At 67.8% G+C, this 20,178-nt stretch carries 17 protein-coding genes and 1 pseudogene; 5 read left to right on the top strand and 13 right to left on the bottom strand.

Features of this window, described 5'->3' with window-relative positions; all coding sequences use genetic code 11:
* Positions 1 to 10 precede the first annotated feature (10 nt).
* The 13 genes and pseudogenes from FK531_RS00975 to dnaA form a co-directional block, all read right to left on the bottom strand.
* Positions 11 to 385 (bottom strand): DUF742 domain-containing protein, encoded by a 375-nt coding sequence (locus FK531_RS00975; RefSeq protein WP_142094791.1) that lies wholly within the window; start codon positions 383 to 385, stop codon positions 11 to 13.
* A gap of 13 nt (positions 386 to 398) precedes the next feature.
* On the bottom strand, positions 399 to 839 hold the full coding sequence (locus FK531_RS00970) for a roadblock/LC7 domain-containing protein (protein WP_142094790.1): 441 nt from the start codon (positions 837 to 839) through the stop codon (positions 399 to 401).
* Positions 836 to 3,568 (bottom strand): sensor histidine kinase, encoded by a 2,733-nt coding sequence (locus FK531_RS00965; RefSeq protein ID WP_142094789.1) that lies wholly within the window; start codon positions 3,566 to 3,568, stop codon positions 836 to 838. Before FK531_RS00965 ends, FK531_RS00970 begins: the two co-directional genes overlap by 4 nt.
* Before the next feature lie 323 nt (positions 3,569 to 3,891).
* Positions 3,892 to 5,901 carry a DNA topoisomerase (ATP-hydrolyzing) subunit B gene (gene gyrB / locus FK531_RS00960; RefSeq protein ID WP_142094788.1) on the bottom strand — a complete coding sequence of 670 codons (2,010 nt, stop codon included), beginning with the start codon at positions 5,899 to 5,901 and terminating at the stop codon, positions 3,892 to 3,894.
* A gap of 187 nt (positions 5,902 to 6,088) precedes the next feature.
* On the bottom strand, positions 6,089 to 7,033 hold the full coding sequence (locus tag FK531_RS00955) for an alpha/beta fold hydrolase (protein WP_142094787.1): 945 nt from the start codon (positions 7,031 to 7,033) through the stop codon (positions 6,089 to 6,091).
* A gap of 31 nt (positions 7,034 to 7,064) precedes the next feature.
* Entirely contained in the window at positions 7,065 to 8,168 is a 1,104-nt protein-coding gene (locus FK531_RS00950; RefSeq protein WP_142094786.1) for a PDR/VanB family oxidoreductase, read from the bottom strand.
* A 7-nt stretch (positions 8,169 to 8,175) separates the two neighbouring features.
* On the bottom strand, positions 8,176 to 9,084 hold the full coding sequence (locus tag FK531_RS00945; protein ID WP_142094785.1) for a metal-dependent hydrolase: 909 nt from the start codon (positions 9,082 to 9,084) through the stop codon (positions 8,176 to 8,178).
* 83 nt (positions 9,085 to 9,167) lie between these two features.
* Positions 9,168 to 9,746 (bottom strand): COG4705 family protein, encoded by a 579-nt coding sequence (locus FK531_RS00940; RefSeq protein ID WP_220126916.1) that lies wholly within the window; start codon positions 9,744 to 9,746, stop codon positions 9,168 to 9,170.
* 321 nt (positions 9,747 to 10,067) lie between these two features.
* Positions 10,068 to 10,616 carry a DUF721 family protein gene (locus FK531_RS00935; RefSeq protein ID WP_142094784.1) on the bottom strand — a complete coding sequence of 183 codons (549 nt, stop codon included), beginning with the start codon at positions 10,614 to 10,616 and terminating at the stop codon, positions 10,068 to 10,070.
* A 38-nt stretch (positions 10,617 to 10,654) separates the two neighbouring features.
* Complete coding sequence (gene recF, locus FK531_RS00930; RefSeq protein WP_142094783.1) at positions 10,655 to 11,845, bottom strand: DNA replication/repair protein RecF; 1,191 nt, start codon at positions 11,843 to 11,845, stop codon at positions 10,655 to 10,657.
* A pseudogene (gene gnd, locus FK531_RS00925) lies at positions 11,846 to 12,787 on the bottom strand (phosphogluconate dehydrogenase (NAD(+)-dependent, decarboxylating)); the annotation flags it as partial.
* Between the two features lie 3 nt (positions 12,788 to 12,790).
* Positions 12,791 to 13,975 (bottom strand): DNA polymerase III subunit beta, encoded by a 1,185-nt coding sequence (gene dnaN / locus FK531_RS00920; RefSeq protein ID WP_142094781.1) that lies wholly within the window; start codon positions 13,973 to 13,975, stop codon positions 12,791 to 12,793.
* Positions 13,976 to 14,611: 636 nt separating this feature from the next.
* Entirely contained in the window at positions 14,612 to 16,174 is a 1,563-nt protein-coding gene (gene dnaA, locus FK531_RS00915) for a chromosomal replication initiator protein DnaA (protein ID WP_142094780.1), read from the bottom strand.
* A 604-nt stretch (positions 16,175 to 16,778) separates the two neighbouring features.
* On the opposite strand from dnaA, the gene rpmH reads away from it, so the two are divergent.
* The 5 genes from rpmH to FK531_RS00890 are packed head-to-tail and all read left to right on the top strand — an operon-like array spanning position 16,779 to position 19,381.
* Positions 16,779 to 16,922: a 50S ribosomal protein L34 gene (gene rpmH / locus FK531_RS00910; protein WP_072754329.1), complete on the top strand. Its 144-nt coding sequence runs from the start codon at positions 16,779 to 16,781 to the stop codon at positions 16,920 to 16,922.
* 22 nt (positions 16,923 to 16,944) lie between these two features.
* Complete coding sequence (gene rnpA, locus FK531_RS00905) at positions 16,945 to 17,322, top strand: ribonuclease P protein component (RefSeq protein WP_142094779.1); 378 nt, start codon at positions 16,945 to 16,947, stop codon at positions 17,320 to 17,322.
* Complete coding sequence (gene yidD, locus FK531_RS00900) at positions 17,319 to 17,699, top strand: membrane protein insertion efficiency factor YidD (protein ID WP_142094778.1); 381 nt, start codon at positions 17,319 to 17,321, stop codon at positions 17,697 to 17,699. The genes rnpA and yidD overlap by 4 nt, the downstream gene beginning before the upstream one ends.
* A gap of 4 nt (positions 17,700 to 17,703) precedes the next feature.
* Positions 17,704 to 18,780, top strand: coding sequence for a membrane protein insertase YidC (gene yidC, locus FK531_RS00895; protein WP_142094777.1), 1,077 nt, complete (start codon positions 17,704 to 17,706; stop codon positions 18,778 to 18,780).
* A gap of 37 nt (positions 18,781 to 18,817) precedes the next feature.
* Positions 18,818 to 19,381: a Jag family protein gene (locus tag FK531_RS00890; protein WP_142094776.1), complete on the top strand. Its 564-nt coding sequence runs from the start codon at positions 18,818 to 18,820 to the stop codon at positions 19,379 to 19,381.
* Positions 19,382 to 20,178 lie beyond the last annotated feature (797 nt).

Below are 20,178 nucleotides of genomic sequence, written 5' to 3'. Positions count from 1 at the left end.
GCGCTGCGGGCTAGATGTTGCGTAGTCCACCGAGGACCCTTTCGATAAGTTCACGACGTTCGCTGTCGCTCGAGTCGTCTTGCAGCGTTGCCAGGATCCGCAGGTGACCGGCGGCGACGAGATCCGCGACGAGCACGCGCGCCACACCGATCGGCACACCCACCCGGGCGGCGATCTCGGCCACCGAGGGCGACTGCGCGCACAGCGCGACGATCGTCGCCTCGATGTCCCCGAGGTCCGGGGCCTGGTTGTCTCGGGACGGCAGCACCTGGATCAGGGCCTCGAGGGCCAGTTCCACAGCCGGTTTCGTCCGTCCCGAGGTGAGCGAGTACGGCCGAACCAGGCTCGGTCCGCGCTCGGTCACCTCGTCGTACTCGTCGTTCATGGCCACATCCCGGTCAGGTCCCGAGCACCGATCGCGGCGTCGCCTCCACGGAGCTGCCGACCCGGTCGACGAGCAACGCCATCTCGTACCCGACCTGCCCGATGTCGCATCCGGAGGAGGTCAGCGCTGCCAGGTGCGACCCGTCGCCGACGCTCATCAGCAGCAGGTAGCCACGCTGCATCTCGACGACCGACTGCAGGACGCCGCCGCCGTCGAAGAGGTTCGAGACCCCGGTGGACAGGCTGGCGAGCCCTGAGGTGACCGCCGCGAGCTGCTCCGCACGGTCCTGCGGCAGATGCTCGCTGCCCGCCATCAGCAGGCCGTCGGCGGAGACCAGGACCGCGTGCGAGACGCCCGGGATCTCCCTGGCGAAGTTCGACACCAGCCAGTCGAGCGGGCGGGCGCCGCCGAAGCCCTGTTCCCCGTTCGAGACGGTTCCCTGATCGATGCTCATCTGTCTCCTCCGATGCTGGTGCGCTCGGCCATGCTCGCTGCGCGGCCCTCGCGAATTCCCTTTTGGTGGCGGCTCAGATTGTCACGGACCGCTTCCGGGTCCCGCAGCCGCGGGCGGGCCGTGGCCCGGTCGGCGGTGTCGACCCCGCCGGGCACCAGCCGATGACCCGGCGTGCGCTGCGGCAGACCCGACTCGGTCCTGGCCTCCACCGGCGCCTCGCTTGCCCGGTGCGCGGCAGTCCAGCCCTGATCGGCCGCCGACGTCCACTCGCGCTTCGCCGGGCCGTCCGACGTGATCGGATCCGTCAGCCAGTCCGTGACCATGCCGGAGAAGATCGGCGTTCCGGTGGTCGTAACGTCCTGGGACGCAGTGGCATTCGGCCGAGCCTGGAAGAACGACGCGGTCTTCGCCGCATTGGTCCGGTAGCGGTGACGCGTCGCCGGGGGCGAATCGACGTCCGCCGATTCGGTCCGCACGGGTTGGGCCGATCCGAACCCCCCGAAGCCCTGGCCGGCCGGGGCGGACACCGGCGGCAGGGGCGCGGACGGAGGCGGCGTCGCGGACGGAACCTGTTGCGCCGGAGCCTGTTGCGCCGGAGCGGGGGTCGGTGGCAGCGGCGCGGGGACCGCGGCACCGGGCACGCGCTGCGGCAGTCCGGTCGCACCGGGGGTCCGCTGCGGCAGGACGCCGGGCGGGTTCGGTGCGGGAGCAGGCGCCGGCCGGGCGGTCTCGGTCACCAACGGCGGCATCTCGTCGGAGCGGACGACGGTCACCTGGGGCAGGCCGGCGGTATCCACGCGCTGCATTCCCGCGGTGTCCACGAGCTGCATTCCCGCGGTGTCGACCCGGGGTATCGGGCCGGTGTGCCCCATTTCGAGCGGCGACACCAGCAGGCTGTCGGGAATGTGCACACTCGCGGTGACGCCCTGGTCGCGCGCGGTCTCGAAGGTCCGCCGCAGCCGCACCGTGATTCCGTGGCGGGCCGCGAGTCGGCTGACCACGAACAGGCCCATGTGCCGGGCGGTCTCCGGGCTGACCTCGCCACCCGAGGCGAGGCGGTCGTTGATCACCGCCAAGTCGCCTTCGGGGATACCGATTCCGCAGTCGACGATCTCGAGCAGCGCACCACCGTCGACGGCGCGCGCGAAGGTGATCTTCACCTTGCTGTCGGGCGGGGAGGCACGCAGCGAGTTGTCGAGCAACTCGGCGAGCAGGTGCACGACGTCGGTCGCGACCGCGCCGCTCAGTGCGCCGTGCGGCGTGGACCCGACCTGCACGCGCTGGTAGTTCTCGACCTCGGACATCGCGGCGCGCACGGTGTCGCCGAGCTGAACCGGCGCAGACTGGGCACGCCGAACCCGGTTGCCCGAGAGGATCAGCAGGTTGTCGCCGTTACGGCGCATGCGGGCGGCGAGGTGGTCGAGCCGGAACAGGCTCTCGAGGCGCTTGGGGTCCTTCTCCTCGAACTCGAGGTTCTCGATCAGGCCCAGCTGCTGGTCGACGAGCGACTTGCTGCGCCGGGCGAGGGTCTCGAACATGTCGCCGATCTGCAGGCGAAGGTGCGCCTGCTCGCCGGCGAGCTTGAGTGCCTGCCCGTGCATGTCGTCGACGGCCCGGGCGAGCTGGCCGATGTCCTCGGTGGTGTGCACCGGGATCGGTTCGAAGTCGGTCACGGCCGAGGAGTCGCCGACCTTGATCCGCTCGATCGCGTCGGGCAGGTCCTCGTTGGCCACCTGCAGCGCGCCGAATCGGAGCCGGCGAATCGGTCGGATCAGCGACCGTGCGACGAGCAGCCCGAGGACGATCGCGGCGAGCAGTGTCGCGAGGACGATCGCGGCGTCACGGATGGCCGCCGACCGCGTCTCGTCGGCGCGCTGGGTGACGGTCGCGGTGATCGCGTCCGAGGACTCCTTGATCAGCGAGCCGTAGATCGCGACGCTCTTGAGCAGTGAGGTACGCAGCTCCATCAACGGCAGCTGGCCGCCGACCGCCGCGTCGATCATGTCGGTGCGCTTCTGAACTCCCTCACGCAGGGCGTTGATCTTGGTGTCCTCGAGCGGGAAGGAGCGCGCCAGCGTGTCGATCATCGCGAGCTCCGCACCGGACGCGGAGATCAGGTGGGTGAGCGGGGCGGTCGGGTTCTTGAGCAGCAGGACCGCGCCGCTGACCTGATCGGCGAGGCGGCGCTGCGAGGACCACGCGCCGACCAGGCGGGTGTGCTCGGCGAGCACCGCCGGGTCGTCGATCGGGGCGACGATCTCGTCGATGACGCGGGTCAGGTCGGAGCGGACGGCGGTGGTGTCGTCGGCGAGGGTCGCGGGGACGGTACCGCCGGGCTTGAACTGGTCACGAAGGCTCTTGATGCTCGCCAGCGACCGGCGCAGCTGGTCCGCGACCGGCGCACTGAGGTCGGGGTTGTCCGCGGCAGCGGTGACCTTGGCGATTCCCGCGTCCACGGCCTGCAGGTCCTCGGGCATCATCGTGTTCGCGGCGAAGCCGGCGGACGCGGTACCGAAGGCCGTGCCGAGGTCGACGATCGCCGGGACGTCGGCGACCTGCTTGGCGGCGGAACTGAAGTTGACGGCCTTGCTCAGCTCGTCCTGCACGCGCAGGCCACCGAGCACCATCGCCACGGTGAGGGGAATCACGAGGACGGCACTGACCTTCCAGCGCAGGCCCCAGCCCTCGAGGTTCCACGGCCTGTTGACAGGCGGCGATTGGGTCTTCATCTTCCAAGCTCACTTTCCACCCAGGCCCGGCACGAGGCCCCGCGCTCGCGCCACTCCCCTGGACCACTGAAACGGTGTTCGGCGGGGGGAATCGAGAACAGATTCCTAGGCGGTACCGGAGTGTAGAGGCTCCGACCCCACGGACAGAAGTCCTAAAGTTCCCAAGTCGTTATCGCGTCGTGACCAACCATGCGACATAGCCGGCAAATCAGGACGCATCAGTCACAGTGGTGCCGTCACATCCCATCAGCTCCACAGGCCCCCCGAGCCGGGCAGCAAAGTGATCTGCATCACAATTCTGCCCGGCTCGGGGTCTCAGCCACTCAGACGTCCAGGAAACGGACATCCTTGGCGTTGCGCGTGATGAAGCTGCGACGCGCCTCCACGTCCTCACCCATCAGGATGCTGAAGAGTTCGTCCGCGGCCGCGGCGTCGTCGAGCGTCACCAGCCGAAGCACTCGAACACTCGGATCCATCGTGGTCTCCCACAGCTCCTTGGCGTTCATCTCGCCGAGACCCTTGTAGCGCTGGATGCCGTCGTCCTTGTTGATCTTCTTGCCGGCCTTGAGGCCCTCTTCGAGCAGACCGTCGCGCTCACGGTCCGAGTACGCGAAGTCCGGCTCGGACCGCTGCCACTTGAGCTTGTACAGCGGCGGCTGCGCCAGGTAGACGTGACCGTGCTCGACCAGCGGTCGCATGAAGCGGAACAGCAGGGTCAGCAGCAGCGTCGCGATGTGCTGGCCGTCGACGTCGGCGTCGGCCATCAGCACGATCTTGTGGTAGCGCAGCTTGGCGAGGTCGAACTCGTCGTGGATGCCGGTGCCGAACGCGGTGATGATCGACTGGACCTCTGCGTTCTTGAGGACGCGGTCGATGCGGGCCTTCTCGACGTTGATGATCTTGCCGCGCAGCGGCAGGATCGCCTGGTACATCGAGTCGCGGCCGGACTTGGCCGAGCCGCCTGCGGAGTCGCCCTCCACGATGTAGATCTCGGACTTGCTCGGGTCGTTGGAACGGCAGTCGGCCAGCTTGCCCGGCAGCCCGCCCAGGTCCGTGGCGCTCTTGCGGCGGACCAGCTCGCGCGCCTTGCGGGCCGCCAGCCGGGCCTGCGACGAGGAGACCGCCTTGTTCACGATCGTCTTCGCGTCGGCCGGGTTGGACTCGAGCCAGTGCGAGAGGTGCTCGTTGCATGCCTTCTGGACGAACGACTTGACCTCGGTGTTGCCGAGCTTGGTCTTGGTCTGGCCCTCGAACTGCGGCTCGCTGACCTTGACCGAGATGATCGCCGCCAGACCCTCGCGGATGTCGTCGCCGGAGAGCGCCGGATCCTTCTCCTTGACGAGCTTCTTCTCCTTGGCGTACTTGTTCACCGTCGCGGTGAGCGCCGCCCGGAAGCCCTCCTCGTGGGTGCCGCCCTCGTGGGTGTTGATGGTGTTGGCGAAGGTGTGCACCGACTCCGAGTAGCCGGAGTTCCACTGCATCGCGACCTCGAGCTCGTGCCCGGTGCCCTTCGCCGTGAACCCGACCACCGAGTTGTGGATCGACTGCTTGGTGCGGTTGATGTGCCGCACGTAGTCCTCGAGGCCGCCCGGGTAGTGGTAGGTCCGGGTGCGAATCGACTGCACCTCGGGGGTCTTGACCTCGCCCGCCTCGTACTCGGCGTCGGCGGCGACCTCCTCGTCGGTGATCCGCTCGTCGGTCAGGGTGATGGTCAGGCCCTTGTTCAGGAAGGCCATCTCCTGCAGCCGCCGTGCGACCGTCTCCGCGTTGTAGGTGGTGGTCTCGAAGATGTTCGGGTCGGCCCAGAAGCGAGTGGTGGTACCGGTTCGCTTGGTCGGCTCGCCCTGGACCAGCGCGCCCGGCTCGGCCATCGTGTAGGTCTGCGACCACTCGCTGCCGTCGCGGGCGATCTCGAGCTCGACCTTGGTCGAGAGCGCGTTGACCACCGAGATGCCGACGCCGTGCAGACCACCGGACACCGCGTACGAATCGGAGTCGAACTTGCCGCCGGCGTGCAGCTGGGTCATGACGACCTCGACGGTCGGGACACCGGAGGCGTGCATCTCGACCGGAATGCCACGGCCGTCGTCGACGACCTGGATGCCGCCGTCCGCGAGCAGCGTGACCCCGACCGCGCTGGCGTAGCCGGCCATCGCCTCGTCGACCGAGTTGTCCACGACCTCCCAGATCAGGTGGTGCAGACCGCGCTCGCCGGTGGAGCCGATGTACATGCCGGGTCGCTTGCGGACCGCCTCGAGTCCCTCGAGGACCGTGATGGAAGAAGCGCCGTAGTCCTTGTTCGGAGTGCTCTTGTCTGACTTCTGGGCAGCCACGGGAGGTCTACTCTCCTTCTCATCTGCACGACGGTCTCATCGGCAAGGCGATCGCGGCCGGCGAGCGGCCGCGAGGTACCCGCCCATCCTACTGGTAGCGGTACGACAGAACGCCTCTACGACACCCCTGAGCTGCCCGTAGACGCAGTTTCAGTGACTGACCTGAGTGCGGAACTGGTCCGCGTCGTCAGGCGGTGACTGTGGAGCCGTCCGTCGCGGCAGCGTTCTCGATGCTGTCGACGAAGCCGGCGGCGATCCGGGCGAGGTCGGCGGAGTGCGAGAGCGGTGCCCAGTGCCCGGCCGGGATCTCGGCGCGACGCAGGTCGGCGACCCACCGCTGCGTCTCCTCGAACCCGAACGGCAGTACCGCCTTGTCGCGGGTGTTGACGATCAACTGGACCGGGATCTCGGTGCGACGCTCACGCGGGCGCAGCAACCGGTCCCGGGTGTTGGCCCGGTAACGCTTCACGCCGTTCGCGGCGTCGCGGCCGATCGTCGCGGCCGGACGCGCCAGAGCCGGATCCATCCCGTCGAACAGGGCCAGGAACCGGGGCCAGCGGGGTGCCAGGAGCCTGCCGGTGACCAGGGCGGGGAGCACCGGGATGTGGAAGAGCAGGGCGTAGAACGACGCGGCGAACTGTGCGAGCACCTTGCCGACGCCCGCCGGGGTGGGACTGGTCAGGTTGCGGCGCATCCAGTGCCCGAGGTGGTCGAAGCACCAACCCGACACGGAGGTCAGCGACGCGATCCGGCGGTCGGCGCCGGGCGCACACACCGCCTCCCACGACTCGAGCGAACCCCAGTCGTGCGCGAGCACGTGGACCGGCGCATCCGGGCTGACGGCGTCGATCACCGCGAACAGGTCGCTCGCGAGCAGTTCGAGTCGGTAGTCCGCGACCGCGGTCGGCACGGTCGACTGACCCGCCCCGCGGCTGTCGTAGGACACCACCCGGAAGCGGTCGGCGAGCAACGGCACGACGTGCTCCCACAGCCGGTGGGTGTCCGGCCACCCGTGCACCAGGACCAGGGTCGGGCCGTCGGGGTTGCCCTGTTCGAACACCGCCAACTGAACGTCGCCGTTGCGCACCGTGCTGGCGACTGCGGGTCGGGAACCGTTGCTGCTGTTGCTCATTCGTCGTTCCTCTGGTTTCGGTGTGACGGATTCACAGGTCCAGCACGAGGCGGTCGCCGGACGCCCGGGACACGCAGATGAGCATCTCGTCCTGCTGCTGCGCCGGGGTGAGTCGGGTCTCGCGGTGCTCGGGTTCGCCGGCGAGCACGCGAACCTTGCAGGTGCCGCAGAAGCCCTGCTGGCAGGAGTACGCCACCCCTGGCAGACGCTCCTTGACCACCGTGAGCACGGACTCGTCGGCGGGCACGGTCAGCACCTCGCCGGTGCTCGCGAGCTCGACCTCGAACTCGGTTCCGTCGAGAACCGGCGGGGCACCGAATCTTTCGAAGTGCAATGCGGTGGCCGGAGTCGCCGGGAACCCGGTGCGCACCAGCTCCAGCATCGGCGTCGGACCGCAGCAGTACACGGCTCCGCCCGCGGTCGCCCTGCCGAGCAGGTCGTCGGCGGTCGGAATGCCGTACTCGTCGTCGGGTCGGACGAAAACCCTGTCCTGTTCCCAGGTTTCGATCTCGTCGAGGAAGGGCATCGACTCGCGCGAGCGTCCCGAGTACACGAACTGCCAGTCCATTCCCGTCCCGCGGGCGGCCCGGACCATCGCGAGAATCGGGGTGATGCCGATGCCTCCGGCGACGAACAGTGCGCTGCCGTGCCCGACGAACGGGAATCCGTTGCGCGGTCCCCGCACCGTGACCGTGGTGCCCGGTTGCAGCCCGTGCATCTCGATCGACCCGCCGCCGCCGTCCGGAATGGCCCGCACGGCGATCCGGTAGTGGGTGCGGTCGGCGGGGTCGCCGCACAACGAGTACTGACGGCGGCGACCGGACGGCAGGTGGAAGTCGAGGTGGCAGCCGGGCTGCCAGGCCGGCAACTCGCCGCCGCCCGGGGCGGCGAAGGTCAGGGCCGCGACGTTCTCGTCCTGCGCCACGATCGTCCGGTCGGTGACGACCATGGTAATCGCACGGTCGGGGTTGTGACCGGCGTGCTCGGGCCTGTAGTCGAAGCGGCTCACCGCACCGAGATAGCGGTCCGCGAACGACTGAAGCAGGCTCATCACCCGGTCGTTGCGGTCACGCCCGCGCAGATCCCGCGGCGCACCCGAGGTGGTGATCGACCGATCCGTGTTCATCGTCGCCATCGCGGCGTCACCGGGCCGCGGCCTGGGCTGCGGGCGAGGTGGCGAGGTAGGCGACGGCCTGCGAGGTCGACCCCTCGTGCGACGGGTGGTACGAGCGGCTGAAGTATCGGCCCATCCGGACGACGAGTTCCTTGGGGCCGGGCAGCACGCCTCGTCTGCCGGCAGCCAGGTAGTCCGACACGTGCGGCTTGCGGCGCTGCGGGGCCCACTGGGCCAACTCGGGGTCGTTCGCCATCAGGAAACGGGTCCCACGAACCCACAGGTAGACGATCGCCGGCGTGGCAACGAGCTGGGTGCGCAGGCGTCGTGACTCGCGTTTGTCGAAGTAGCGCATCACGTCGTAGGCGACCGAGCGGTGCTCGACCTCCTCGGAACCGTGCCAGCGGAGCAGGTCGAGCATGGTCGGGTGCGGGTTCGCCCGGTCGAGCCCCTTCGCATTGAGCACCCAGTCGCCGAGGAACGCGGTGATGTGCTCGATCGCCGCGATCAGCGCGAGCCGCTCGATCAGGTAGTTCTCCGTGCGCCTCGCAGTGAGCGGTCGCGGCCCCAGCAGTTTGAAGAAGACCCATTCCATCTGCGCGGTGAACGGCGTGGGGTCGAGGCCCTGCTTCTTTAGGTGCTCCAGCACGCCGGAGTGCGACTGGGAGTGCATGGCCTCCTGGCCGATGAACCCGGCGACGTCGTCGCGCAGCTTCTCGTCCTCGATCAGCGGCAGCGCTTCCTTGAACGTGTCGACGAACCAGTCCTCACCGGCGGGCAACAGCAGGTGCAGCACGTTGAACACGTGCGTGGCGAACGGATCGCCGGGAATCCAGTGCATCGGCAGGTCTGACCAGTCGAACTCGACGTTTCGGGCCTGCAGCAGGATGTGGTCGGGCTCCGTCGCGGTGGGCGCGTGTGCGGCTTCCGGTGACATCGGATTTCCCCTCCGGCGATCGGGCCTGCCGGTCGCCTGTGGCACAGTTCACTCACAAGAACGGAGGTAACCGTAACACGAGGTTATAGATAAATATAGGCCCAGCCCGTACCCAACCCGAGACCGTCCGCCCAACGCGAGGCCAGCCAGTCGGTCGCCGACGCACCCAAGGGGCGGGTCACCGCATACGATGACCAGAAAGCCGCCACCGCACTCACCCCGGCCCACCGATATGCCATGGCAGGCAAGGCAATTGCAACCGCGAACAGCAGCATCGACGCGAGGTACCCGAGATGCAGCGTGGTGACGGTCAGGTCGCCGGCCACGGTTCCCAGGGCGAAGGTCACCATGACTGTCGCCCAGTAGAACGCTTCCCTGCGACGGGTCGTGATGCTGTGCACGGACAGCGTCTTCTCGCTGCGGTACCAGAGGGCGAAGACCCCGGCCAACACGACGGCGAACCCGATCGTCGACACGGCCAGCGGAATCCCGATGGCGAAATCGACGAGGTCGGCGACCATGGTGCCGAAAATGCTCACCATCACCACGGCGGACCAGTAGGTCCACACCACGTACCGCGAACTCCGGAACTGCGCTGTCAGGCTCGCGATCAGCAGTACACCGGCCCCGCCCACGGCGATTGCGGGCGGAAACCGGTCCATGAGGAAATCGGAGAAGGTCTCCCCCCATACCCGTGGAGAGGACTTTGACCACCCAGAACAGCGCGGTGATCTCGGGAACTTTGGACAGCAGTGAGCCGTCGGGCGAAACATCAACTGTTGCAGGCTTTGTCATCAGCGCACTCTGGCACGAACCGCTGGCAAATCACTGTGAGGCAATCTGCTTGCCAGGCAACCAGATTCACCCGCATGAACTGGTCCTGTCCGACAACCTGGACCGAAACCTAGTGCAGAGCAAAAGAACTGGACACGCCATTCAAAAGGTCCGTGCGATCCCCCGAGAACCGGACCCGCCCCGACCGGTCAGCCGTAGGTGTCCCTCGGTCCGCGCCCACGCACGTGGCGTTCACCCTTTCTCCAACTCGGCGCGGTCGGACCGGTGATCCGGAGGGTCGTGACGACGCCGTCGCCGACCGCCGCCGCGATCTTGGCGAGAATCTGCGACTGCATCATCCGGAGCTGGGTGGCCCAAGCGGTCGACTCGGCGGAAATGCTCAGCACCCCGTCCCGCAGCCCGACCGGCTCGGCATGGGTGGCGATGTCCTCGCCGACCACCTGTGGCCAGCGGCCGAGGACCGTTCCCTCCGACACCTTCGGCGACCAGCCCCGACTCTTGGCGACCGCGCCGGTGAGCGAGCCGAGAGTCTGGGGGTCGCGGCCGTCCGGGCCCGCGCCCGACCAGCCTCGCCGGCCGCCGCTGCGGAGCTTGGCCCGCGGCGACGATCGCCCCTGGCCGACGGACTTGCCGCTGGCCTTCGCCGCGGCCCTGGCCTCCTCGAGGGCGCGCCGGGCCAGATCGATCCCGCGCAGTTCGGGCTCCGGCGCGGAGCCGCCGGTCGGTTCGTCGGCCATGGGCGCTCCCTTCGGTTCGAAGTCGATGATAAGTCCGCTCAGCCGAGCTTGGAGGTCCGCCCCGACGGGGTGTCGACTGCCTCGACCGAGAACCGCGCGGCCTCCAGTTCGGCGGGCACGTCCTCGGCGACCGCGGCGGTGATCAGCACCTGCTCCGCGTCGGCCGCGACCGCGGCCAGCGCCCGGCGCCGGCGCCGGTCCAGTTCGGCGAAGACGTCGTCGAGCATCAGTACCGGGTCGGTGCCGTCCGAACGCTGAAGCGCGAACGCGCCGAGCCGTAGCGACAGCGCGAACGACCACGACTCGCCGTGGCTGGCGAACCCCTTCGCCGGCTGGTCGCCGAGGTGGAGTTCGAGGTCGTCGCGGTGTGGGCCGATCAGGCAGACTCCGCGGTCGATCTCGCGCTGCCGCGCCTGTGCCAGTTCGTTCAGGAAACTCGCCTCGAGCAGTTCGACGTCCTCGCGCACCCACGCGCGGCCCGGCTCCAGCAGTTCCGGCGGCAACGAACGGCCGAGGCTACTGCGGTAGGCGATCGACGCCGGCCGCGACTCGGGTGCGATGTCGCGGTAGGCGCCGGCCACATGCGGGCCGAGCTCGTCCACCAGCCGGAGTCGCCCGGCCAACAGCTCGGCACCGTGGACGGCCAGGTGTCCGTCCCAAACATCAAGCGTGGCAAGGGCACTGGCGCCGTCAGTGGATCGCGATCCACGACGCAGCGCGCCCCCCGCGGTCTTGAGCAGCGCCGACCGCTGACGCAGCACCTTCTCGTAGTCCGCCCGGACGGCGGCCATCCGCGGAATTCGCGAACACAGCAACTCGTCGAGGAAACGGCGCCTGTCCCCTGGGTCTCCCCGAACCAACGACAGGTCCTCGGGCGCGAACAGCACCGCGCGCAGCACTCCGAGGATCTCCCGCGGCCGCCGCACGGGGGATCCGTTCATTCGGGCCCGGTTGGCCTTGCCGTCGTTGATCTCGACGTCGATCGCGAGTTCGCGGGAGTCGTTGACCACCACGGCACCGATCTGTGCCTGGCTCGCGCCGGCCCGGATCAGCGGGGCATCGGTCGAGACCCGATGCGAGGACAGTGTCGCGAGATAACCGAGCGCCTCGAGGAGGTTCGTCTTGCCGTGCCCGTTCGGCCCGAGGAACAGGGTGGTACCCGGGCCCGGCTCGAGGGTGACTGCGTCCCAGGACCGAAAGTCCCGGACCGAGAACTTGCGAACGAACACCTAGCCGGATTCCGAAACCCGCTGCACGGCGTGGCCACCGAACTGGTTGCGCAGTGCGGAGACCGCCTTCATCGCCGGGGAATCCGACTGGCGGGACGCGAAGCGCGCGAACAACGCCGCCGAGATGACCGGGGCAGGCACCGCGTGGTTGATCGCCTCCTCGACGGTCCACCGTCCCTCGCCGGAATCCTGGGTGTAGCCGGAGATCGCGGCGAAATCGGGATCCTCCGCCAGCGCCTTGACCAGGAGGTCCAGCAGCCAGGACCGCACCACGGTGCCCTTGGTCCAGGCGCGCAGCACTCCGTGGACGTCGGTGACGAGGTCCTCTGCCTCGAGCAGTTCGTAGCCCTCGGCATAGGCGTGCATCAGTCCGTACTCGATGCCGTTGTGGATCATCTTGGCGTAGTGGCCGGCTCCCACCGGACCGGCGTGCACGAAACCGTCCGCGCGTTCACCCTCCGGTCGCAACGCGTCGAAGATCGGCATGGCCCGAGCCACGTCGGCCTCGGATCCGCCGACCATCAGCCCGTATCCGTTCTCGAGACCCCAGATCCCGCCGGACACTCCGCAGTCGAGGTACCCGACATCGTTCTTCGCGAGCAGGTCCGCGTTCGGCTTGTCCTCGGTGAAGCGGGAGTTGCCACCGTCGATGACCAGGTCGCCCGGCTCGAGCACCTCGGCGAGTTCGGCGATGGTCTCGCGAGTGATGTGGCCGGACGGAACCATCACCCACACCACTCGCGGGCCCCCGAGAGCGCCGGCGAGATCGGCGAGCGAGGCGACGTCGCTCACCTCGGGACGCGGGTCGTACCCGATCACCTCGTGTCCGTGCGCGCGCAGCCGTTCGCGCATGTTGAAACCCATCTTGCCGAGGCCGACCAGTCCCAGTTGCATGCTGCTCAAGTCCCTTCGCTCGGTAGGACGATCTCGTGTGGGCGGGTGGGGTCAGCCCGGCAGCCGGACCGGCATCAGCAGGTAGGTGTAGTCGCTGTCGGGTGCGGCGAACGCGCCGTTCTCGCCGGGCTGCGGCTCCTCCTCGGCGGCGGGTCGCAGGACCGCGGGCCGGCTCGGGGTGGTGAACCCGAAGGTGACCCGGTCGCTGTGCAGCGAGCTCAGCCCCTCGGTCAGGTAGGCGGGATTGAAGGCGATGGTCAGCCCCTCACCCTGGAACTGCGCCTCGAGGGCTTCCTCCGCGCGGCCCGCGTCCTCGCCACCGGCCGAGAGCAGCAGACCGTCCTCGGAGAACTGCATCCGGACCTGGGCGCCGCGTTCGGCGACCAGCGCGACACGCTTGATGGCCTCGACCAGCGGTGTGACCTCGACCGTTGCGATCGCGGTGTGTTCGGGCGGCAACAGCTGACGGAACTTGGGGAACTCGGCATCGAGGAGACGGGTGGTGGTGCGCCTTCCTTCGCCGACAATGCCGAGCAGCCCGTCCGAACCGACCGAAGAACCGGCTCCGAACGCGAGCTCGACCGGCGAATTCGATCCGCTGCCAAGGGTTTTCGCAGATTCGGAGAGAGTCTTGGCGGGGATGAGGACGGCGGCGCTGGTGTCCGGGTTGGTGGGTGTCCACTCGATCTGACGGACCGCGAGACGGAACCGGTCCGTTGCCGCGAGCACCACGTTGGTGCCCTCGATCTCGACCCGGATACCGGTGAGCATCGGCAACGTGTCGTCCTTGCCGGCCGCGACGGCAACCTGACCGATCGCTTCCGAGAAGACGTCGCCCGGAAGGGAACCGGTCTGCTGCGGGAGTTCGGGGAGCTGAGGGTAGTCCTCGACCGGCATCGTCGGCAGGGAGAACTTGGCGCTTCCACATGCAATGAGGACTCGGGTGCCGTCGACGGTGACGTCGACGGGCTTGGTGGGCAGCGAACGGGTGATGTCCGCGAGGAGCTTCCCGGACACGAGCGCCTGACCGGGTCCGGAGATCTCTGCGGAGATACGAACCTGCGCGGACACCTCGTAGTCGAAGCCGGAGATGGTCAGGCCCTGCTCGTCAGCGGAGATCAGGACGCCACCGAGGACCGGGACCGGAGGCCTGGAGGGGAGGCTTCGAGCCACCCACGCGACGGAATCCGCGAAATCTTCCCGAGCGACCCGAAATTTCATACTCCCGAGCTCCATCGCTGGGTTGATCCTCTCCGTAGGCATCGAACGACATGCCGCGCCTGTGTGAACAGGCGGCAGATGCACACCGTATGCCCTCGGGCCCGAAGTTGAAAGCCGAAACGGCGGCCGCGGCAGCGGCCTCGGTCGGGTGTGAACAGCCGTAGTCCACAGGACCTGTTTTCAGAGGATTAATTACAGGTAGAGACCAGCAGTAGTAATAGGCACTGTGGATTCTGTGGATCGACGTCGTAATCCGCAGGTGGGTCGGCGTGGCGGGATGGGGATCGGCCGTGGAGCGACGCGAGGACGGATCGGCGTGGTTGTGGACGGAAGAATTGTCATTCACGGCGATCCCAGATTCATCCACAGATCATGAGGGTTGTCCACATGGTTATCCACAGGTGTGTATAGGTTTCGCAGAATCACAGAAGTACTCGGAATGGGCGGCCGGTCGGTCCGGCCTCGTCGCGCAGTCGGGGGTACGCGGTGCAGTCGTGCAGCGCGCGGCACCGCGGCAGGACCGACGTCCACGGCTCCGGGCCGAGTCGTCCTCACAGGTGTCTGTGGGTTTCGCGGTCGGCTGGACGTAGACGCGAGGGTGCGCCGGTGTCTTGTGATCGAACGACGCCGGGCCCGCTCGGCCCGTCTACGTCAGCGCTTGGATCGCTGCTTGATCCGCGCGGTCAACTCCTGCACCTGGTCGTAGACCTTCCGGCGCTCGGTCATCTCCTTGCGGATCTTCTTGTCGGCGTACATCACGGTGGTGTGGTCACGGCCGAACGTCTGGCCGATCTTCGGCAGCGACAAGTCGGTGAGCTCGCGGCACAGGTACATCGCGATCTGCCGGGCCTGCGCGAGCGGTCGCGCCTTTCCCGGGCCGCAGAGGTCCTCGATGCTGGTGGTGAAGTACTCCGCGGTCACGGCCATGATGGTCGCGGCATTGATCTCGAGAGTCGACGAGTCCGGCATGAGGTCGCGCAACACGACCTCGGCGAGCGTGAGGTCGAGCGCCTGACGATTGAGAGAGGCGAACGCGGTCACCCGGATCAGGGCGCCCTCGAGTTCGCGGATGTTGCGTTCGATCCGGCTTGCGATGAGCTCGAGCACGTCGTGCGGCACGTCGAGCCGGTCCATTCGCGCCTTCTTGCTGAGGATCGCGATGCGGGTCTCGAGTTCGGGCGGCTGGACGTCGGTGATCAGGCCCCACTCGAACCGGGTGCGCAGACGCTCCTCGAGGGTCGCAAGCTGCTTGGGCGGCCGGTCGGAGGTGATCACGATCTGCTTGTTGGCGTTGTGGAGAGCCTCGAAGGTGTAGAAGAACTCCTCCTGGATGCCCTCCTTACCCTCGATGAACTGGATGTCGTCGACGAGCAGCACGTCGGTCTCGCGGTACCGGCGCTTGAACGCGACCTTGCGGTCGTCGCGCAGGCTGTTGATGAAGTCGTTGGTGAATTCTTCGGTGGAGACGTACTTCACCCGCATGCCGGGGAACAGCCGCTGGGAATAGTGGCCGGCGGCGTGCAGCAGGTGCGTCTTCCCGAGACCCGAAGAGCCCCAGACGAACAACGGGTTGTACGCACGGGCGGGCGCCTCGGCGATGGCGACCGCGGCGGCATGCGCGAAGCGGTTCGAGGCGCCGATGACGAACGTGTCGAAGGTGTACTTCGCGTTGAGGCTGTTGCCGCCCGACGAGGCCGGCGTCGTGGTCGGCGGCTTGGTGAAATACGACGGCCAGGACTCGTGCACGCTGGCGATCGCCTCGCGGTCCTCGTCGATCTCCTCGTGATCGAGCGGTTCCGGTTCCGGAAGCTCGACCTCGCCCGCCCCCGGCCTGCGGCGGCGGAAGGTGGGCAGGCTGCCCGCGACGGGCTCGGTGTAGGACGGCTCGGCGGGCCGCGCCACGACCGTGGCGGGCTCCGGTTCGAGGACCTCGTCGGCCGGCGGCGCGATCCGCACGCCGAGTCCCTCCACGTCCTCGGCGAGGTGTCGGTTCAGTGCCTGGAGGATGGGTTCGCGCAGGTCGCGTTCGATAGCCTCCTGCACGAAGGAGGACGGGACCGACAGCAGCGCGAAACCCTGCGCGAGCGTCAGCGGCCGCACCAACGCGAGCATCGCCTTCTGCGCCTTGGTCAACGGCGGTCCGGAGGCGGCCGTCGTCAGTTCCGCGAGGACATCCACCCATACCTGTGCCAGGGTGTTTGTTTCCTCGTTCAACGTCGGTCCTCCCAGGTCAGTGCCGTCAGGCGGAGTCCGTCCACGTGTCGGTCAGGACTGCTGGCCGATGGACTCCACCCCTGGGGATAACTTCCCCGCACAAGGGTACGAATATGCCACCTGATCTGTAATTCCACACAATTATCCACATGTGTGGATAAAGCACAGGGCTGTGAGTACATCCGTGGACCCATGCGGGTGGTCGGTGGCGACAAGCGGTTCACCTGCGAAGACGGCTCGGGTTCGGCGTGTCGGGGCGATCGGTCGTTCGCCCCGACGCCGGTCCGGCCTGTTACCGGGCTTACACGGAGGGCTCGGACAACGGGCGGGGCGAGCAACCGCGGCACCGACTGCACAGGGTGGGCACAATCGGTGACCGGAAGCAAGCACCCCGGCGCAGTCGCGTGTCCGTGGGCATCCTGGTTTGACCTCGCCGACGGCGCTGCGTACTCTCGTACAGTCACCTGAGTTCGAGGTGGAGGTTTCCTGCTGGCTGCATTCTGCCGGCGTTAACGGAGCCGCCGCCGGATTCGTCGTCGGGGACCACCAATTTTCAGCTACAGATGGCGTCGAACGGCGCCGATGATCTCGAGGAGTGTTGACCGTGGCCAAGGGCAAGCGGACGTTCCAGCCGAACAATCGCCGCCGCGCGCGCGTTCACGGCTTCCGTCTCCGGATGCGTACCCGTGCGGGTCGCGCCATCGTTTCGGCGCGTCGCCAAAAGGGCCGCGCCTCCCTCACCGCCTGATTTCCGGGCGCGGGAGCTCGGGGTGTTGCCTGAGCCGCACCGGTTACGTCGACGGTCGGACTTCTCGTCCACCGTTCGTCGTGGTCAGCGTGCGGCCCGCCGGGACGTGGTCGTCCATGCCCTGGCGGGAACTCAGGCCGAGTCGCTGATCAGCGACCCGGGTCCGCGTTTCGGATTGGTGGTAAGTAAAGCTGTCGGGCCGGCGGTGATTCGACATCGAGTCGCACGCCGGCTTCGTCATATCTGCGTGAGCCTCGTTCGGGAGGTGCCTGAGGGCACCAACGTCGTCATTCGCGCCCTGCCCGGCGCCGCGACGGCGTCCTCGAAGGATCTCGACCGGCAGTTGCGGTCCGGCCTTCGCAAACTCGATCTCCTTGTGTCCGTGGGTAATTCGGTATGACCGACACTCGTGGCGAAGCGCCGTCCGGGTTGCCGGCGTCAATTCGACGCGCCCCGGCCCGCGCGCTGATCTTCTGCATCGAGCTCTACCGCTCCTACATCTCGCCGATGCGACTGCCGACCTGCCGGTTCACGCCGACCTGCAGCGAGTACGCGGTCGACGCGCTGCGTCAGCGCGGCCTGGTGATCGGCCTGGGGCTGACGGTCGTGCGCCTGCTCAAGTGCGCACCCTGGCACCCGGGCGGCTGGGATCCGGTACCGCCGCGCAAGTCCCGCCGCGACCACGACCACCGCGCCGCCGATGCGGAGCGAGCCGGTAGGGATACTGGCAAGCAACCCCACGCTCTGGTGGACGCGAACGAACAGAGGAGTACCTAGAGCCGTGCTCAACTTCATCTACTATCCGGTGTCCGGGATCCTCTGGGTCTGGCACAAGGTCTTCGGGGCGATTCCGTTCCTGGGACCGAACAGCGGCATCACCTGGGCACTGTCCGTGATGTTCCTGGTGTTCACGCTTCGCGCGATTCTCTTCAAGCCCTTCGTCAAGCAGGTGCGCACCACCCGCCAGATGCAGGAGCTGCAGCCGCAGATCAAGGCGCTGCAGAAGAAGTACAGCAACGACAAGCAGCGCATGGCGCTGGAGATGCAGAAGCTCCAGAAGGAGCACGGCTTCAACCCGGTCATGGGTTGCCTGCCGGTGCTGCTCCAGGCACCGGTCTTCATCGGCCTGTTCCACGTCCTCCGTTCGTTCAACCGCACCGGGACCGGCGTCGGCCAGCTCGGTATGTCCATCGAGGACAACGCGAACACCCCGAACTACTTCTTCAGCGTGTCCGACGTCCAGTCGTTCCTCGACGCCCGGCTGTTCGGCGCGCCGATCTCGGCTGCGATCACGTCCAAGCCGGACCAGCTCGCGGCGTTCGGCGTCCCCATCCCCAGTGTCTGGACCATCGCGGTGGTCGCCGTCCCACTGATGATCGTCGCGTCCGTCGCGACGCACTTCAACTCGCGGGCCTCGGTGGCGCGGCAGAGTGCGGCGGCGGCGGCGAACCCGCAGTCGGCGATCATGAACAAGCTTGCGCTGTGGGTCTTCCCGCTGGGCGTGCTCGTCGGTGGCCCGTTCCTGATGATCGCCATCCTGCTGTACTGGGTGGCCAACAACATCTGGACCTACGCGCAGCAGCATCTCGTCTTCCGGCGTATCGACGCGGAGGAAGAGGAGAAGAAGAAGGTCGCGCTGGAGCGGCGCGCGGAGAACGCCCCCAAGCCGGGTGCTCGCCCGGACCAGGCGAAGAAGCGCAAGGCGCCGCCTGCGGCGGGTGCCGACTCCTCCCCTGCCGCCGACTCCTCCCCCGAGACCGCCGCGGAGGCCAAGGACGACAGTCCGAGTCAGACGCCGAAGCCTGGTGCACGACCTGCAGGCAACCGGGGCAAGAACCCCAAGCGCAAGCGGCGCTGACCGACGGAAACGCTGACTCAAGGAAAAGAGAACGACGATGGCGAATGATCCGGAAACCGGACGGGACGGAGACGACGAGGTCGTGGCGGTCGAGACCAAGGTGGAGACGGCAGACGTCGAGCCGGACACCGGTGACGTCGAGGACGAGTTGGTCGAAGAGGGCGAGATCGCCGGCGACTACCTCGAGCAGTTGCTCGACGTCCTCGACTTCGATGGCGACATCGATCTCGACGTCGAGGGCGATCGGGCGATCGTGAGCATCGACGGCGGCGACGACCTGAGCAAGCTGGTCGGCCGCAAGGGCGAGGTGCTCGACGCGCTGCAGGAACTGACGCGGCTCGCGGTGCAGCAGTCCACCGGAGAACGCAGTCGCCTCATGCTCGACATTGCGGGCTGGCGTGCCGGCCGACGCGCCGAGCTGACCGAGATCGGTGTGGCCGCTGCCAAGCGGGTGCTCGAGTCCGGCGAGCGCGAGTCGCTCTCCCCGATGACTCCGTTCGAGCGCAAGATCGTGCACGATGCGGTCGCGAGTGTCGACGGGGTGTCCAGCGAGAGCGAGGGCGTCGAGCCGTCGCGCCGGGTGGTTGTCCTCAAGGACTGACCGCCCTCCCCCGAGTGTCGCCGATGGCCTCCGACCCGTTTCGGTCGGGGGCCATCGGCGTTTTCATTTACGTCACCGTGACGAATGATCCCGGAGTGGATGGGTCGGCGAAACTCGCAGCGATTTGGGGGGTTTCACGTGAAACTGCGTGATGCGGTGCCGGGGCTCCTGGTCGGGCAGTGCGTGCCACGGTTCCTCATGGAGCCGATGGGCTTCGCTGCATGACACTCGGCCCGCCGGGGTGCGGGTCGGTTCGCGGGACTCGGTGGGTGCATGAGCGCACCCCTGTGTTCTTCCGGATCCCGCCGCTCGGGGTCGGGACTGGCCGGTCGATGCCGATCGAGCTCGGGTACCTAGTCCGCTTCACGTGAAACCACCCACGCTTCGCGCCGCCAGGGACCGACTGTTGCGGACGTGCCTGGCACCTTCCTTATTCGGGTCCCGATAGAGGCCTCTGGAAACGTAGGCGCAGATTGAATCGCAACGCACCGGTCGCTTCGCGCTGTCGACGCAATCTCCGAATCCCCTTTGCTGAGGTGCGCCATCGCTGCGCCATGACTCCGGGGACCCGTGCGAGCGGGAACCGGCTGGGACCCTTCTGTGTTTCACGTGAATCAATCCGAGCCGCCGCCGAGCCGCCGCCGAGCCGCCGATCGGTGCCCGATGGGCTGGCGTCGGATCGCTGCCGAGGACGGGTGGCCGACCTTCGTCGCGGGGGTCCGTGCAGGGCAAGTATCGATGCCCGTGGCGGATTGGTTTCACGTGAATCACTCGGATTCGGCCGATTGTGGTCTGCG

Source organism: Rhodococcus spelaei, from assembly GCF_006704125.1.
GTDB classification, from domain to species: domain Bacteria; phylum Actinomycetota; class Actinomycetes; order Mycobacteriales; family Mycobacteriaceae; genus Rhodococcus_G; species Rhodococcus_G spelaei.
This window is presented reverse-complemented; position numbering and strand designations above follow the sequence as displayed.